This is a genomic window from Nonomuraea sp. NPDC049684 (assembly GCF_044465345.1).
Lineage (GTDB): Bacteria > Actinomycetota > Actinomycetes > Streptosporangiales > Streptosporangiaceae > Nonomuraea.
On the sequence record NZ_JBITLO010000003.1, the window covers coordinates 509913 to 525004 of the forward strand.

16 protein-coding genes and 1 riboswitch are annotated in these 15092 nt (G+C 73.2%); of the genes, 14 read left to right on the plus strand and 2 right to left on the minus strand.

Features of this window, described 5'->3' with window-relative positions:
• Positions 1-15 precede the first annotated feature (15 nt).
• From ACIBST_RS12670 to ACIBST_RS12720, 11 genes are all read left to right on the plus strand, one after another.
• Positions 16-828 (plus strand): oxygenase MpaB family protein, encoded by an 813-nt coding sequence (locus tag ACIBST_RS12670; RefSeq protein ID WP_397171311.1) that lies wholly within the window; start codon positions 16-18, stop codon positions 826-828.
• A gap of 77 nt (positions 829-905) precedes the next feature.
• Positions 906-1036, plus strand: a riboswitch (FMN riboswitch).
• Positions 1037-1140: 104 nt separating this feature from the next.
• Positions 1141-2313, plus strand: a complete 1173-nt coding sequence (ribD, locus tag ACIBST_RS12675) for a bifunctional diaminohydroxyphosphoribosylaminopyrimidine deaminase/5-amino-6-(5-phosphoribosylamino)uracil reductase RibD (RefSeq protein ID WP_397171313.1) — start codon at positions 1141-1143, stop codon at positions 2311-2313.
• Positions 2313-2915 (plus strand): riboflavin synthase, encoded by a 603-nt coding sequence (locus tag ACIBST_RS12680; RefSeq protein ID WP_397171314.1) that lies wholly within the window; start codon positions 2313-2315, stop codon positions 2913-2915. Before ribD ends, ACIBST_RS12680 begins: the two co-directional genes overlap by 1 nt.
• Entirely contained in the window at positions 2912-3556 is a 645-nt protein-coding gene (gene pnuC, locus ACIBST_RS12685; RefSeq protein ID WP_397171316.1) for a nicotinamide riboside transporter PnuC, read from the plus strand. The genes ACIBST_RS12680 and pnuC overlap by 4 nt, the downstream gene beginning before the upstream one ends.
• Positions 3553-4794: a bifunctional 3,4-dihydroxy-2-butanone-4-phosphate synthase/GTP cyclohydrolase II gene (locus ACIBST_RS12690; protein ID WP_397171318.1), complete on the plus strand. Its 1242-nt coding sequence runs from the start codon at positions 3553-3555 to the stop codon at positions 4792-4794. The genes pnuC and ACIBST_RS12690 overlap by 4 nt, the downstream gene beginning before the upstream one ends.
• Positions 4791-5258 carry a 6,7-dimethyl-8-ribityllumazine synthase gene (gene ribH, locus ACIBST_RS12695; RefSeq protein ID WP_352327123.1) on the plus strand — a complete coding sequence of 156 codons (468 nt, stop codon included), beginning with the start codon at positions 4791-4793 and terminating at the stop codon, positions 5256-5258. The genes ACIBST_RS12690 and ribH overlap by 4 nt, the downstream gene beginning before the upstream one ends.
• A 19-nt stretch (positions 5259-5277) precedes the next feature.
• Positions 5278-5736: a PH domain-containing protein gene (locus tag ACIBST_RS12700; protein ID WP_397171320.1), complete on the plus strand. Its 459-nt coding sequence runs from the start codon at positions 5278-5280 to the stop codon at positions 5734-5736.
• Between the two features lie 84 nt (positions 5737-5820).
• Positions 5821-6687 (plus strand): AAA family ATPase, encoded by an 867-nt coding sequence (locus tag ACIBST_RS12705; RefSeq protein ID WP_397171322.1) that lies wholly within the window; start codon positions 5821-5823, stop codon positions 6685-6687.
• Entirely contained in the window at positions 6680-7753 is a 1074-nt protein-coding gene (locus tag ACIBST_RS12710; RefSeq protein WP_397171324.1) for a VWA domain-containing protein, read from the plus strand. The genes ACIBST_RS12705 and ACIBST_RS12710 overlap by 8 nt, the downstream gene beginning before the upstream one ends.
• Entirely contained in the window at positions 7746-8837 is a 1092-nt protein-coding gene (locus tag ACIBST_RS12715) for an XdhC/CoxI family protein (RefSeq protein ID WP_364331475.1), read from the plus strand. Before ACIBST_RS12710 ends, ACIBST_RS12715 begins: the two co-directional genes overlap by 8 nt.
• Positions 8834-9388, plus strand: coding sequence for an NTP transferase domain-containing protein (locus tag ACIBST_RS12720; protein WP_397171326.1), 555 nt, complete (start codon positions 8834-8836; stop codon positions 9386-9388). The genes ACIBST_RS12715 and ACIBST_RS12720 overlap by 4 nt, the downstream gene beginning before the upstream one ends.
• Here ACIBST_RS12720 and ACIBST_RS12725 read toward each other — a convergent pair.
• Positions 9385-10272, minus strand: coding sequence for an endonuclease/exonuclease/phosphatase family protein (locus tag ACIBST_RS12725; RefSeq protein ID WP_397171327.1), 888 nt, complete (start codon positions 10270-10272; stop codon positions 9385-9387). The genes ACIBST_RS12720 and ACIBST_RS12725 overlap by 4 nt on opposite strands.
• Before the next feature lie 93 nt (positions 10273-10365).
• Here ACIBST_RS12725 and ACIBST_RS12730 point away from each other — a divergent pair, with 93 nt between their 5' ends.
• Both ACIBST_RS12730 and ACIBST_RS12735 read left to right on the plus strand, forming a co-directional pair.
• Positions 10366-11406, plus strand: a complete 1041-nt coding sequence (locus ACIBST_RS12730) for an LLM class F420-dependent oxidoreductase (RefSeq protein WP_397171329.1) — start codon at positions 10366-10368, stop codon at positions 11404-11406.
• Positions 11407-11657: 251 nt separating this feature from the next.
• The gene (locus ACIBST_RS12735) at positions 11658-12959 is read left to right on the plus strand and encodes a dicarboxylate/amino acid:cation symporter (RefSeq protein WP_397171331.1); all 1302 of its coding nucleotides are present in this window, start codon (positions 11658-11660) and stop codon (positions 12957-12959) included.
• 43 nt (positions 12960-13002) lie between these two features.
• Here the strand turns inward: ACIBST_RS12735 and ACIBST_RS12740 are convergent, their stop codons facing one another.
• Entirely contained in the window at positions 13003-13176 is a 174-nt protein-coding gene (locus ACIBST_RS12740) for a helix-turn-helix domain-containing protein (protein WP_397171648.1), read from the minus strand.
• A gap of 298 nt (positions 13177-13474) precedes the next feature.
• Between ACIBST_RS12740 and ACIBST_RS12745 the strand changes: the two genes are divergently transcribed.
• A complete protein-coding gene (locus ACIBST_RS12745) occupies positions 13475-15082 on the plus strand; it encodes a serine/threonine-protein kinase (RefSeq protein WP_397171332.1) in 1608 nt (535 codons plus the stop codon).
• Positions 15083-15092 lie beyond the last annotated feature (10 nt).

Genomic DNA, 15092 nt, shown 5'->3' on the forward strand with positions numbered 1-15092 from the left:
GGTAACTGTTCACTTATGGACGACGACTATGGGATCTTCGGCCCCGAGTCGGTGACCTGGCGGGTGATGGGGGAGCCGATCCAGCTCGTCGGCGGCTTCCGGGCGCTGCTGATGCAGGGGCTGCACCCCAGGGCGATGCGCGGCGTGCTGCAGAACTCGGCGCTGCTCGACCCGGCCGAGGCGTGGTCGCGCTTCCTGCGGACCAGCGAGTTCGTCCGGGTGCGCACGTACGGCACCCGCGCGGAGGTGGAGCGGGCCGGCCGCCGGGTGCGCAAGATCCACGCCACGCTGACCGCCCGCGACCCCGACACCGGCGAGACCTACCACCTCGACGACCCCGAAGCGCTGCGCTGGGTGCACGTCGGCGAGGTCGACTCCTACCTGACGGTGGCCCGCCGCGCCGGCGTGCGGCTGTCCGACGCCGACGCCGACCGGTTCGTCGCCGAGTGGCGGCGCGCCGCCGAGGTCGTGGGCCTGAGCGCGGAGGACGTGCCGGGCTCGGTGGCCGAGCTGCGCGGCTACATCGACGGCCGGCGTCCCGAACTGCGGCTGGTGCCCGAGGCGGCCCATCCGCTGCGGCTGTCGCTGCACACGCCGCTGCCCGGCGCGCTGTCCGCGCTGCGGCCCGCCGTGCCCGCGCTGACCGTGCTGGCGCTGGCCACGCTGCCGCGCTGGGCCCGCCGCCTGTACGGCCTGCCCGCCACGCCCGTCGGCGACCTGTGGGCCTCGGCCACGCTGCGCGCCCTGCACACCGGCATCGGCCTGGTCCCCGAGCAGGTCCGCTACGCGCCCTCGGCCCGCCGGGCGCGCAAGCTGATGGCCGCCTGAGCGAGCGCTTGTTCAAATAGCACGGGGGCGGTCGCGCTTTCCGTAATCGGCATGGCAAACTGGTACAAGAAGAGAGCTAGCGTGCTCCGGGGTCGGTGAAAGTCCGAACCGGCGGTTACAGTCCGCGACCCGGCCGATGCCATCGGCCGGTTGACCTGGTGAAATTCCAGGACCGACGGTTAAAGTCCGGATGGGAGGAAGCGCGCGAGGTGTCCGGCGTCCCAGCCGGGCGCCTGACGTGGTGCCGTGCCGGCACCCGAAAACCCCCGGGGCCCGCCGTGGCTTGAAGCTACTGGCGAGTAGGAGACCCGGGTGGACATCTCAGCCGCCGACGCCGCGCACATGGCGCGCGCCGTCGAGCTGGCCGCGCGCGGACATGGCGGCACCAGCCCCAACCCCGTCGTCGGCTGCGTCGTGCTGTCGGCCGCCGGGCAGGTCGCCGGCGAGGGCTTCCACGCGTACGCGGGCGGGCCGCACGCCGAGGTCGTGGCGCTGGCGCAGGCGGGCGAGCGGGCGCGCGGCGGCACGGCGTACGTGACGCTGGAGCCCTGCGACCACACCGGCCGCACCGGGCCGTGCAGCCGGGCGCTGCTCGACGCGGGCGTGGCCCGGGTGGTCGTCGCCGTGGCCGACCCCAACCCGAAGGCCGCCGGCGGCGCGGCGCGGCTGCGCGCGGCCGGGGTGAGCGTGACGCAGGGCGTGCTGGCCGAGGCGGCCGAGCGGGTCAACGAGGAATGGCTCACCTACGCCCGGCTCGGCAGGCCGCACGTGACCTGGAAGTTCGCCGCGACCCTCGACGGCAGGTCGGCCGCCGCCGACGGCACCAGCCAATGGATCACCTCGCCCCAGGCGCGGGCCGACGTGCACCGGCTGCGCGCCGCTTGCGACGCGATCGTGGCCGGGATCGGCACCGTGCTGGCCGACGACCCCCACCTCACCGTCCGCCTGCCGGAGAACGCCGGGGCGGACGCGGGGGAGGGCGACGCGGGGGCGCTGCTGGCCGGGAGCCCGCCGCTGGCCGGCCGGCCCCTGGGCGCCCGCCCGCCGCTGCGGGTCGTCGTGGACACCGAGGGCAGGACGCCGCCCGCGGCCCGCGTCCTCGACGACGAGGCCCCCACGCTGGTCGCCGTCGCCGACGACGCCGTGACGGAGCTCAAGACCGGCCTGCTGCGCCTGCCCCGGCACGCGGACGGCGGCCTCGACCTGCACGCCCTCCTGCGCGAGCTGGCCGCCCGCGAGGTGGTCGGCGTGTTCCTGGAAGGCGGCCCCACCCTCGCCGGCGCGTTCCTGCGGCAGGGCCTCATCGACCGCGTGATCGCCTACCTCGCCCCCGCCCTCCTCGGCGAGGGCAGGGCCGCGCTCGGCCCGGCGGGCGTCGGCACGATCAGCGGCGCCCACCGCCTCACCTTCGACGAGTTTTCCCCCATCGGGCCGGATCTGCGGCTGACCGCGCGGCCCGCTCCGCATCAAGGCAGGGAGAAGTGATGTTCACCGGAATCATCGAGGAGAAGGGCGAGGTCGTCGCCATCGAGCCGGCGGGCGGGCACGTCGGGGGCGGCGCCCGGCTGTCCGTACGCGGCCCGCTCGTCACCTCCGACGCCGCCCACGGGGACTCGATCGCCGTCAACGGCGTCTGCCTGACGGTCGTCGAGGTCAAGGACGACGTGTTCACCGTCGACGTCATCAGGGAGTCGCTCGACCGCAGCTCGCTCGGCGGCCTCACCGCGGGCTCGGCGGTCAACCTCGAACGGTCCGTACGCGCCGACCAGCGCCTCGGCGGCCACATCGTCCAGGGCCACGTCGACGGCACCGCCCGCCTGCTGTCCCGCGCCCCCGGCGAGAACTGGGACGACCTGCGCTTCTCCCTGCCCGGCCCGCTCAGCCGGTACGTGGCCGAGAAGGGCTCGATCGCCATCGACGGAATCAGCCTGACCGTCACGACGGTTGACGACGACAGCTTCGGCGTGAGCCTCATCCCGACCACGCTGAAGCTGACCACCATGGGCGACCGCCAGGTGGGCGACGTGGTGAACCTTGAGGTCGACGTGATCGCCAAGTATGTGGAGAGGCTGGTGGGCACCCGATGAGCTGGGTGGACGCATCGATTGACATCTTCGGTCTGCCGGTGAAGTGGACCGACCTGGTGGGCAACGTGTTCGCCCTCGCCACGGTGGCGTTCGCGATGCGCAAGTCCATGTGGACCTGGCCGGTGCAGTTCACCGGTTCGGTGCTGCTGTTCCTCGCCTCGATCAGCGCGCACGTCACCGGCAACGCGCTCAAGCAGGCCCTGTTCGCCGTGCTGGCCGTCTACGGGTGGTGGAAGTGGCGGCAGGGCACCCAGGAGCACGCCCTGTCCGTCCGGCCCGCCACGGGCGGCGAGCGGTGGCGGATGCTGGCGGCGCTCGCGGTGGGCACCGCGGTGGTGACGGTGCTGTTCAAGACGTTCGACCTGTCGTGGTACCCGGGCGCGCCGCCGGCCGTCGTGGCCTCCGACGCCTACATCTTCGTCGGCGGCGCAGTCGCCACCTGGGCGCAGGGCCGCGCGCTGGTCGACTTCTGGATCGTCTGGGTGCTGGTCGACCTGGTGGGCGTGCCGGTGGCGTTCAACTCCGGCCTCTACGTCTCCGGCGCCGTCTACGCCGTGTTCTTCGTCATGGTCCTCACGGGCTTCGCCAAGTGGCTGCGCGAGTACCGCGCCGCCCGTCCGGAAGTGGTGGCAGCGGCATGAGCGAGTTCAGGCTCGACCCGATCGAGCGGGCCGTCGAGGACATCCGCAACGGCCGTCCCGTCGTGGTCGTGGACGACGAGAACCGGGAGAACGAGGGCGACCTGATCTTCGCCGCCCAGAAGGCCACGCCGGAGCTGTGCACGTTCCTCATCCGGCACACCAGCGGCATGATCTGCGTGGCCATGGACGGCAAGGAGCTCGACCGGCTCGGGCTGCCGCTCATGGTGTCCCAGAACCGCGAGCGCATGCGCACGGCGTACACGATCACCGTGGACGCCCGCGACGGCGTCACCACCGGCATCTCCGCCGCCGACCGCGCCAGGACCATCCGCACCCTCGCCGACTCGGCCACCGAGCCCAACGAGCTGGTCCGGCCCGGCCACATCTTCCCGCTGCGCTACCGCGAGGGCGGCGTGCTGGCCCGGCGCGGCCACACCGAGGCGGCCGTCGACCTGGCCAGGCTCGCCGGGCTGTCGCCCGCCGGGGCGCTGGCCGAGGTGGTCAACGACGACGGCACCATGGCCCGGCTGCCGCAGCTTCGCCGCTTCGCCGACGAGCACGACCTGGCGCTGGTCTCCATCGAGCAGCTCGTCGACCACCGCCGCCGCGCCGAGAGCATGGTCACCAGGGTCGCCGAGACCCGGCTGCCCAACGCGTACGGCATGTGGCGGGCCTACGGCTACTCCAGCGCCCTCGACGGCGGCGAGCACGTCGCGCTCGTCTATGGAGACCTCGGCGGCGGCGAGAACATCCTGGTCAGGGCCCACTCCGAGTGCCTGACCGGCGACGTGTTCGGCTCGCTGCGCTGCGACTGCGGCGTGCAGCTCGACCACGCCATGGGCGCCATCGCGCGGGAGGGCCGGGGCGTCGTCGTCTACCTGCGCGGCCACGAGGGCCGGGGCATCGGCCTGCTGGCCAAGCTCCGGGCCTACAGCCTCCAGGACAACGGCAGCGACACCGTCGACGCCAACGTCGAGCTGGGGCTGCCGGTGGACGCCCGCGAGTTCTCCAACGCCGGGCAGATCCTGGCCGACCTCGGCGTGCGCTCGGTGCGGCTGCTCACCAACAACCCGGCCAAGCTCAAGGGCATGGACGGCTACGGCATCAAGGTGCTCGGCCGCGAGCCCATGCCCGTGGCCCTGAACCCGCACAACGAGCGGTACCTGGAGGCCAAGCGCGAGCGGCTCGGCCATGACATCTCCTCCAGCGTCCCGCACGAGATCTCGGAGGCGTCATGAGTGGAGAAGGCCGTCCCGGAGTGGCCGTGGTGGACGCGGCGGGCCTGGTCGTGGGCGTGGTGGCGGCGAGCTGGCACGCCAAGATCACCGACCAGCTCGTGGCGCGGGCCGTGCAGGCGTGCGACGACAGCGGCGCCACCGCGACCGTGGTCCGCGTGCCCGGCTCGCTGGAGATCCCCGTCGTGGCCCAGGCCCTGGCCCGGCGTTGTGACGCGGTGGTCGCCCTCGGCGCGGTCATCAAGGGCGAGACCGCCCATTTCGACTACGTCTGCGACTCGGTCACCAGCGGGCTGACCCGCGTCTCGCTCGACGAGGAGACGCCCGTCGGCAACGGCGTGCTCACCTGCGAGACGATGGACCAGGCGCTCGACCGCTCGGGGCTGCCGGGCAGCAAGGAGGACAAGGGCTACGAGTCGGCGCTGGCCGCCCTGGAGACCGCACTCCTCCTGAGGGACCTCCACTGACCTGCGGTAGGTTTCCCTCGTGCCCGAGCCCGTGACCCCGCCGCCCCTGCCCGTGACCTGGCGTCCCCGCCGGGGCCGGATCGTGCCCTACGCCTTCGCCCTGGTGGTGGTGGCGGGGGCGGTCCTCATGGCGATCTTCATCGCCGACCCGTTCAAGCTGCCCGACCGGGTGGCGATCGTGGGCTTCGGCCTGGCGGTGGCGTACGTGCTCCACCTGCTGGGCCGGGTCCGGGTGGAGGCCGACGACAAGGGCCTGACCGTCGTCAACGCCCTGCGCGTCCACCGCTACACCTGGCCCGAGGTCATCGACGTGACCCTCCTGGTGGGCGACCCGTGGCCGAAGATCGACTTCTCCGACGGCCGGACGATCGGCGCCATGGGCATCCAGGGCTCGGAGAAGGCCCGCGCCCGCCGGGCCACGGCCGAGCTGGCCGCGCTGATCCGCGAGCGCGGCGAGGCGTCCGAGTCCGGCGACTGAAACCCGATGACGAGGGCGAGCCGATATCGCCGGAGCGGGGTTGCGACGTAGCCTGAAGGCGTGCTGCGGCGGACAATCAGGGCAATGGACATCGAGTCGCCGGACAAGCTCATCGAGCTGCTCGACCGGCACGACTACCTGGCCGACCGGGGGCTGGCCACGGCCGCCTTCCTGGCGCTGCGGATGGGGCGGCCGCTGTTCCTGGAGGGAGAGGCGGGCGTCGGCAAGACCGAGCTGGCCAAGACCCTCGCGACGCTGCTCAAGGCCCCGCTGATCCGGTTGCAGTGCTACGAGGGCCTCGACGCCTCCCAGGCCCTGTACGACTGGGACTTCGCCCGCCAGCTCCTCCACCTCAAGGCCGCCGAGGCCGCCGGGATCACCGACGCGGCCCGGCTGGAGGGGGAGATCTACGACCGCCGCTTCCTGATCGCCCGTCCCCTGCTGAAGGCCGTGGAGACCCAGCCGAGCGTGCTGCTGGTGGACGAGATCGACCGGGCCGACGACGAGTTCGAGGCGTTCCTGCTCGAAGTGCTGTCCGACTTCACCGTCTCCATCCCCGAGCTGGGCACGATCAGGGCCGCCACGCCGCCGGTCGTCCTGGTGACCTCCAACCGCACCCGCGAGGTGCACGACGCGCTCAAGCGGCGCTGCCTCTACCACTGGCTGGAGCACCCGAGCTTCGACCGTGAGGTCGCGATCCTGCTGCGCCGCCTGCCCGGCTGCACCGAGGAGCTGGCCCTGCAGGTGGCGCGGGCGGCCGAGCGGCTGCGCGGGGCCGACCTGGTCAAGCCGCCGGGCGTGGCCGAGACCCTCGACTGGACCGAGGCGCTGCTGACGCTCGGGGCCAGGGAGCTCGACCCCGACCTGGCCGCGGCCACGCTGGGCGCCGCGCTGAAGTACCGCGAGGACGTCGCCGCCGTCCTGGGCGACGGGCTGCTGTCCGGTGGATGAGCCGGTCCGGACCGTGACGGGCTTCGTCAGGACGTTGCGCGCGGCGGGCGTGGACGCCGACCACGAGCGGACGCGGAGCCTGCTGCAGGCCCTCGGCCACCTCGACGCCGGGGACCGGGAGGCGTTCTACTGGGCCGGCCGGCTCACCCTGTGCGCCACGCCCGACGACCTGCCCCGCTACGACCGCTGCTTCGCCGCCTACTTCGGCGGACGGCGGGCGGCGGCGGCCCGTGCCGGGACGACCAGCGTCACCCGGCACCTGGCGGCCGGCGACGGCGAGGAGGCGGGACCGGGCGAGGACGCCGCCGCCCCGGCCACGGCCAGCCGCGCCGAGGTGCTGCGGCACCGGGACGTCGCCCGGCTCACCGAGGCCGAACGGGCCGAGGTGCACCGCATGCTGGCCCTGCTCGGCCGCGGCCGGGCCGCGCGCCGCTCCCGCCGCTTCGAGCGGGCCCACCGGGGCGGGCTGGACCGGCGCCGTACCGTGCGCGAGGCGCTGCGCACCGGCGAGGTGGCCCGGCTCCGCCGCCGCAGGCACACGACCAGGCCCCGGCAGGTGGTGCTGTTCGTGGACGTCAGCGGGTCGATGGCCCCCTACGCCGAGACCCTGCTGCGCTTCGCCCACGCGCTGGTCAGGAGCGAGCCGCGGGCCACGAGGGTCTACTCGGTCGGCACCCGGCTCACCGAGGTCACCGCCGAGCTGCGCCACCGCGACCCCGGCACGGCGCTGAACGCGGCGTCCGCGGCCATCCCCGACTGGAGCGGCGGGACCCGGCTCGGAGAGGAGTTCAAGGAGTACCTGACCCGGCACAGCGCCCGGGGGGCGATCGTGGTCATCGCCTCCGACGGCTGGGAACGCGGTGACCCCGCGCTGCTGGGCGCACAGCTCGCCAGGCTGGCCCGGCAGGCGTACCGGCTCATCTGGGTCAATCCGCACAAGGGATATGAGGATTACCAGCCGCTGACCGGAGGCATGCGGGCCGCCCTGCCGCATCTGGACGATCTGGTGGCCGGGCACAGCCTGGCCGCCTACGAGGAACTCAGCGAAAGGCTCGCCCATGCGTGACGTGCTCCCGGAGATCATGCGGTGGTGGAGGTCGGGGCTCAGGTTCGGGCTGGCGACCGTGGTGAGCACGTTCAGCAGCGCGCCACGCCCGCCGGGCGCGGCGATGGCGGTGCGCGGCGACGAGGTGGTGGGCAGCGTCTCGGGCGGGTGCGTCGAGGGGGCGGTCTTCGAGCTGGCCTCCGAGGCCGACGCGCCCGTCCTGCAGCGGTACGGCGTCAGCGACGACGACGCCTTCGCCGTCGGGCTGACCTGCGGCGGCATCATCGACATCCTGGTCGAGCCGGTCTCCATCGAGACCTTCCCGGAGCTGGGCGAGATCTTCGCCTCGGTCGAGGCGCACCAGCCGGTCGCGGTCGCCACCATCGTCGCCGGCCCCGGCCCGATCGGCGCCCGCCGGATCGTCTGGCCCGGCCGCTCGTCGGGCACCCTGGGCCTCGACCGCCTCGACGAGGCCGTGGACGACGACGCCCGCGGCATGCTCGCCCAGGGCCTGACCGGCATCAGGCACTACGGCGGGCACGGCGAGCGGCGGCTGGACGACCTGTCGGTGTTCGTCCAGTCGTTCGCGCCGCCGCCGCGCATGCTGGTCTTCGGCGCGATCGACTTCGCCGCGGCCGTCGCCAAGGTGGGCAAGTTCCTCGGCTACCACGTCACCGTCTGCGACGCCCGGCCGGTCTTCGCCACCGCCAAGCGGTTCCCCGAGGCCGACGAGGTGGTGGTCAAGTGGCCGCACGACTACCTGGCCTCGGTGCAGGTGGACGAGCGCACGGTGATCTGCGTGCTGACCCACGACCCCAAGTTCGACGTGCCGCTGCTGGAGGTGGCGCTGCGGACCGAGGCGGGCTACATCGGGGCCATGGGCTCGCGCCGTACGCACGAGGACCGGCTGGCCCGCCTGCGCGAGTCGGGGCTCACCGAGGCCGAGCTGGCCCGGCTGAGATCGCCCATCGGCCTCGACCTGGGCGCCCGCACGCCGGAGGAGACGGCCGTGTCGATCGCCGCCGAGCTGATCCAGCTCCGGTGGGGCGGCTCGGGCCGGCCCCTGTCGCAGACCGGCGGGCGCATCCACGGGGAGCCCGCGTGATCGCCGGGCTGCTGCTCGCCGCGGGGGAGGGCGCCCGGCTGGGCACGCCCAAGGCGCTCGTGGAGTTCGGCGGCGAACGGCTGGTCGACCGCGGGGTGCGCCTGCTGGCGGAGGGCGGCTGCCGTCCGGTGGTGGTCGTGCTGGGCGCGGCGACCGTGCAGGTGCGCGGGGCGGTCGGCGTGCGCAACCCGGACTGGCGCACCGGCATGGGCTCCTCGCTGCGGGCCGGGCTGGCCGCGCTGCCGCCGGAGGCGACGGCCGTGGTGGTCGCGCTGGTGGACCAGCCCCTCGTCCGGGCGGGCGCGGTGCGGGCGCTGGCCGCGTCGGGGGCCGGGCTGGCGGTGGCCACGTACGGCGGACGGCGGGGAAACCCGGTGCTGATCGCGCGCGAGCACTTCGCCGGGGTGGCGGAGCTGGCCGTGGGCGACGTGGGGGCGCGGGCGTTCATGAAGGCGCATCCCGGGCTGGTCACCGAGGTCGCCTGCGACGAGCACGGCGACCCGGCCGACATCGACACGCCGCAGGACCTGGAGCTGCTGGAAGGCCGCTAGAAACGCAACGAGGCGATCGCCGCGCGGTGGTCGCTGCCGGTGGCCGGGGCCACCCCCGCCTTGGTCGCCGTCATGCCCCTGAACAGGATGTGGTCGGGCCGGGTGATCGGGAACTCGGCCGGCCAGGTGAAGCCGAACCCGTCGCCGGCCACGCTCTGGGCGTCGGTCAGCGGCGGGGTCAGGCCGCGCATGCCGCGGTCGGTGGTGGCGGTGTTGAGGTCGCCGAGCAGCAGGACGCGCTTGCTGGGGTCGGCGTCGACGAGCCGGCGGGCGTGGGCCAGGGAGGCGTCGCGGGAGGCGGTGTGGCCGGGCCTGGCCGAGGCCAGGTGCATGACGTAGACGGTGACCTTGCCCTTGGGGGTGGTCACCACCGCGCGCAGCGCCCGCGGCCAGCCCATGCCGACGTCGAGGGGGCTGGTCTCGCTGATCGGGTAGCGGCTCCACAGGCCGACCGTGCTGACCGGGTAGTGGTAGCGGAACATCTTGTTGAGCTGCTTGGCCGCGGGGCCGCCGGGGGTCAGCTCCTGGGCGGCCAGCAGGTCGAGCTCTTCGGCGATGGCCTTGACCGCCTCACCGGAGGCGCTGTTGCGCACGCCGACGTTGACCGTGCCGACGGCCAGGTCGCTGGGGCCGCCGGGCGGCGCGGCCAGCAGCGTGGAGCCGAACATCGCCGCCCACACCAGGCCGGGCGCCAGCGCCGCGAGCGCGGCCGCCCTGGAACGCGCCAGCAGGGCGAGAAGCAGCAGCAGCGGCACCGCCACCCCCATCCAGGGGAGCAGGCTCTCCAGGACCGGGGTGAACCCGCCGAGCGACGGGATCAGCGAATGACCCGCCAGGGCCAGGGCGACCACTGCGGAGGCGATGACGACGACCCGGCTCAGCACCCGAACCAGGCTAGTGCTTCGCCGCGCGACACGCCGACACGCTAACCTGTTGACGTCGCAACGGAACAACATTCGGTTCATCGGGAGCCCGGCATGCGCATCGGTATGGCACTCAACTACTCGGGCGGTTTCAAGGAGACGGTCGCCGAGCTGGCCGACTACGAGAAGGCGGGCCTCGACATCGTCTTCGTGGCCGAGGCGTACAGCTTCGACGCGGTCAGCCAGATGGGGTACATCGCGGCGAAGACCGAGCGGGTGCAGATCGCCTCGGGCATCCTGCCGATCTACTCCCGTACGCCGACGTTGCTGGCCATGACCGCCGCGGGCATGGACTTCGTCTCCGACGGGCGCTTCACGCTGGGCATCGGCACGTCCGGGCCGCAGGTCATCGAGGGCTTCCACGGGGTGCCGTACACCGCGCCGATCGGGCGTACCAGGGAGGTCATCGAGATCTGCCGCAAGGTGTGGCGGCGCGAGCGGCTGGAGCACGCGGGCCGCAACTACCAGGTGCCGCTGCCCGCCGGGGAGGGCACCGGGCTGGGCAAGCCGCTGAAGATCATCAACCACCCGGTGCGCCCGCGCATCCCCATCGTGGTCGCGGCCATCGGCCCCAAGAACGTGGAGATGACCGCCGAGCTGGCCGAGGGCTGGGAGCCGATCTTCTACTACCCGGAGAAGGCCGCCGACGTGTGGGGCCCCTCGCTGGCCGCCGGCCGGGCGAAGCGCGACCCCGAGCTGGGCGAGCTCGACGTGATCGCCCAGGCGGCGCTGGCCGTCGGCGACGACGTGGCCGGGCTGCGCGACTTCGGCCGGGCGATGGCGGCCCTGTACATCGGCGGCATGGGCGCCAAGGGCAAGAACTTCTACAACGACCTGGCCCGGCGCTACGGCTACGAGAAGGAGGCCGAGCAGATCCAGGACCTCTACCTGGAGGGCAAGAAGGACGAGGCCGCCGCGCTGGTGCCCGCCGAGCTGCTGGAGAACATGTCGCTGATCGGCAGCGAGGGGTTCGTCCGCGACCGGATCGCGGCGCTGAAGGAGTCGGGGGTGACGACGCTCAACGTCGCGCCGCTCGGCCGTACCCACGAGGAGCGCGTCCGCCTGCTGGAGAAGGTCAAGGAGCTGGCCGGCTGATCGGACGGGCTCCGGGAGGGGTGTGACGCACGTCACAATGTCGAGCGGGAATATGCCCCGTTTCGCATGGTGTTGTACGTCCTCGTGAGGTTCTCTGTGGTCATCGTGCGGCTCGTCGAGCGTCTGCACGTGGATCTGTGCCGTCTGCACGGATCCCTCTGTCGCTGACCGGCGCGTCCCCCAGACTCCCCCCTTCCTCACCCGCATGCCCCCTTCGCTGTGGCATGCCTGACTTCCGGAGCCTTCCTCCCGTGAAGAGATTCACCTTCTCCCTTCAGCTTCTGCTCGGCCTCGTGGCCGGCGTCGCCCTGGGGTTCGTCGCCAAGATCTGGGACGTGGCCTGGCTGGCCGAGACGCTGACCCAGGTCGGCAAGATCTTCGTCCAGCTCCTCAAGCTGGCCGTGCCGCCGCTGGTGTTCACCGCCGTGCTGGTCAGCGTGGCCAACCTGCGCAACGTCAACGGCGCCGCCCGCCTGGCCACCAAGACCCTGCTGTGGTTCCTGATCACCGCGTTCGTCTCCGTGGCCTTCGCCATCGCGCTCGGCCTGATCATCAACCCCGGCCAGGGCGTCACCCTCGACACCGGCGCGGCCAAGGCCGTCGACACCGAGGGCGCCGGCACCTGGCTCGACTTCGTCACCGGCATCCTGCCCACCAACATCGTCACGGCCTTCACCGAGGTGAACGTCCTCCAGATCGTGTTCCTGGGGGTCGTCCTCGGCGCGGCGGCCCTGGCGGTGGGCGAGAAGGCCGAGCCGTTCCTCAACCTCAGCCGTTCGGTGCTCGAACTGGTGCAGAAGGCCCTGTGGTGGGTCATCCGCCTGGCCCCGATCGGCACCGCCGGCCTCATCGGCAAGGCCGTCTCCACGTACGGCTGGGACCTGCTGGCCCCGCTGGCCAAGTTCAGCGTCGGCGTGTACGTCGGCTGCTTCATCGTCCTGCTGGCCGTCTACCCGACGCTGCTCGCGGTCTGGGGCAAGGTCAACCCGATCACCTTCTTCCGCAACGCCTGGCCCGCCATCGAGCTGGCCTTCGTCTCCCGTTCCTCGGTCGGCACGCTGCCCCTGACCCAGCGCGTCACCGTCGAGCGCAACGGCGTGGACCGTGACTACGCCTCCTTCGCCGTGCCCTTCGGCGCCACCACCAAGATGGACGGCTGCGCCTCGGTCTACCCGGCCCTGGCCGCGATCTTCGTGGCCCAGGTGTTCGGCGTGCACCTCGGGGTGGGGGACTACCTGCTGATCGCGTTCGTCTCGGTCGTCGGCTCGGCCGCCACCGCCGGTCTGACCGGCGCGATCGTCATGCTGACGCTCACGCTGAGCACGCTGGGCCTGCCGCTGGAAGGCGTCGGCCTGCTGCTGGCGATCGACCCGATCCTCGACATGATCCGCACCGCGACCAACGTGGCCGGCCAGATGGTCGTCCCGGTCCTGGTGGCCCGCTCGGAGGGCCGTCTGGACGAGGCGGTCTTCAACGCGCCGCCGCAGCCGCTCGACGACGCCCCGGCAGCGCCCGCCCGCGCGCCGCGCGCGCCGGAGCCCGCGGCGGTCTGACCGGGATTCCGCTGAGGGCGGGTGGCCGTACGGCCGCCCGCCCTCAGTCGTAGGTGAGCAGGTCGCCGGGCTGACAGCCCAGGGCCTCGCACAGCCGGGTCAGCGTGGAGAAGCGGATGGCCTTGGCGTGGCCGTTCTTGAGGATCGACAGGTTGACGACGGCGATCTCGACCTGGTGCGACAGCTCGGTGAGCGGGGCCACGTCCCGGCGGACGATCTCCGAGACCCCGAGCGCGCACAGGCCCGCCACGAGCCCCGCGAGCGGCACGCCCGGCGCCGGGACGAACGCCGGACCCGGGGCGGTGAGCGCCCCGAGGCGGCCGAGGACGAGGCCGATGCTCAACAGGACCTCCAGCCGGTCGATCCACTTCATCGTGAATAACGAAAGTCGTCATGTCGAGGGACGGCCGGCGCGGCGTGACGGGGGCTGCGAAGTGTGGATCATGGGGCGGGGAGGGGCTGGGGGCCCTATGGTGGGTCGGAAATAGCCCACTTTTCGAGTTTTTGGCGGGGATATGTCCGACGCTACGCCTTCGATGGTCGCCGACCGGTACCGGCTTGACGAGCTCATCGGCAGCGGTCCGATGGGTGAGGTGTGGCGGGCCTACGACACCCGCGCCGACTGGGTCGTGGCCGTGAAGATCCTGGGCGCTGGAGCGGCCGGCGAGGCCGCCAGGGAGGCGCTGAAGCAGCACGCGCAGGCGGTGGCCAGGGTGATCCACCCCAACGTGGCCATGGTCCTCGACGTGGGCGACCAGGAGGGCGCCCCCTTCCTGGTGACCGAGTTCCTCACCGGGACCAGCGTGGGGGAGGACCTGGCGGCCGAGGGGCCCATGCCGATCGTCGAGGTGTGCGACCTGGTCGGCCAGGCGGCCGCCGGGCTGGACGCCGCGCACCGCGCCGGGGTGTTCCACGGGCAGATCGACTCCGGCAGCTTCCGGCGGGCGGCCAGCGGCGTGCTGAAGGTCGTCGGGTTCGGGCTGCCGGACGAGGAGCCGTCCCAGGCCGAACGCCGCTACCTGGCCCCTGAGCGGGCCTCCGGCCGTCCCGCCACGGCCGCCGCCGACCTGTACGCCCTCGGCGCCGTCTGCTACGAGCTCCTCTGCGGCCGCCCGCCCGCCGCCTCGGACCTCCCGGTAACCGGCATGCGCGCCACCCCGCCCCCCGCCCCCGGAACCCCGGCCGCCGGAACCCCCGGAACCGAGGGCCCGGAGACGGCGGCCCCCGCGGCCCCCGCAACTGCGGGTTCCGGGGGTGCCGGGCAGGGGGTCGTCCCGCCCAGTGCGATCCGGCCCGAGATCCCCGCCGAGCTGGACCGGCTCGTCCTCGCGATGCTCTCGCCCGACCCCGCCAGGCGGCCCTCGGGCGGCGAGCCCGTCCGCCGGGCCCTGGCCGCCATCGCCCGTCCCGGCGCGGCTCCCGGAGCGGCCCCCGCGAACGCCGCCGCCGCGAACCCCGCCGGCGCCCCGGCGGGCCGGCCGGGCGACACCCAGGTCTACGACTTCAACGGCGTCCCGCGGGCCGGTGACACCGCCGTCTACGAGTCCGCCGAGCTCGACCAGGCGCCGCCGCGTACCGGGAACAAGCTGCTGCTCCAGATGGGGATCGCCGTCGCCGTCATCGCGGTGGTGGCCGTCGCCATGGTGATGTGGGTCGGCTCGCGCAAGGAGACGCCGGTGGCCGAGCCGAGCGCGAGCACGCCCCCCACGCCCGTCCTGTCGCCGGACGTCACGCCGACCACCAGCCCGACCCCCGAGCCGCCCGAGGTCACTCCCACCGACCTCACCCCGGGCGACGACTCCACCAGCCTGGTCCAGACGGTCGGCCCCAAGGCGACCCTGGGCTCCGGGCAGACCCCGGCGGGCGGCTGGGACCACTGGCTGGTGAAGTTCGACGAGGCGGTGACGGCCCAGGAGGACATCGGCGACATCGACCCCCATGTCGCCGAGAAGGTCCACGACAAGCTCAGGAAGGCCGCCAAGAAGCTCCAGGACGGCCATTTCGAGCCCGCCCGCGGCCAGATCGCCGGCGTCTACCGGGACCTGCGCAACGCCCAGGTGAAGGGCGAGGTCCCCCTGTCCGGCCCGCTCGCCTCCTTCCTGGACGACTTCGCCCTCTCCTGACCGGGACGGG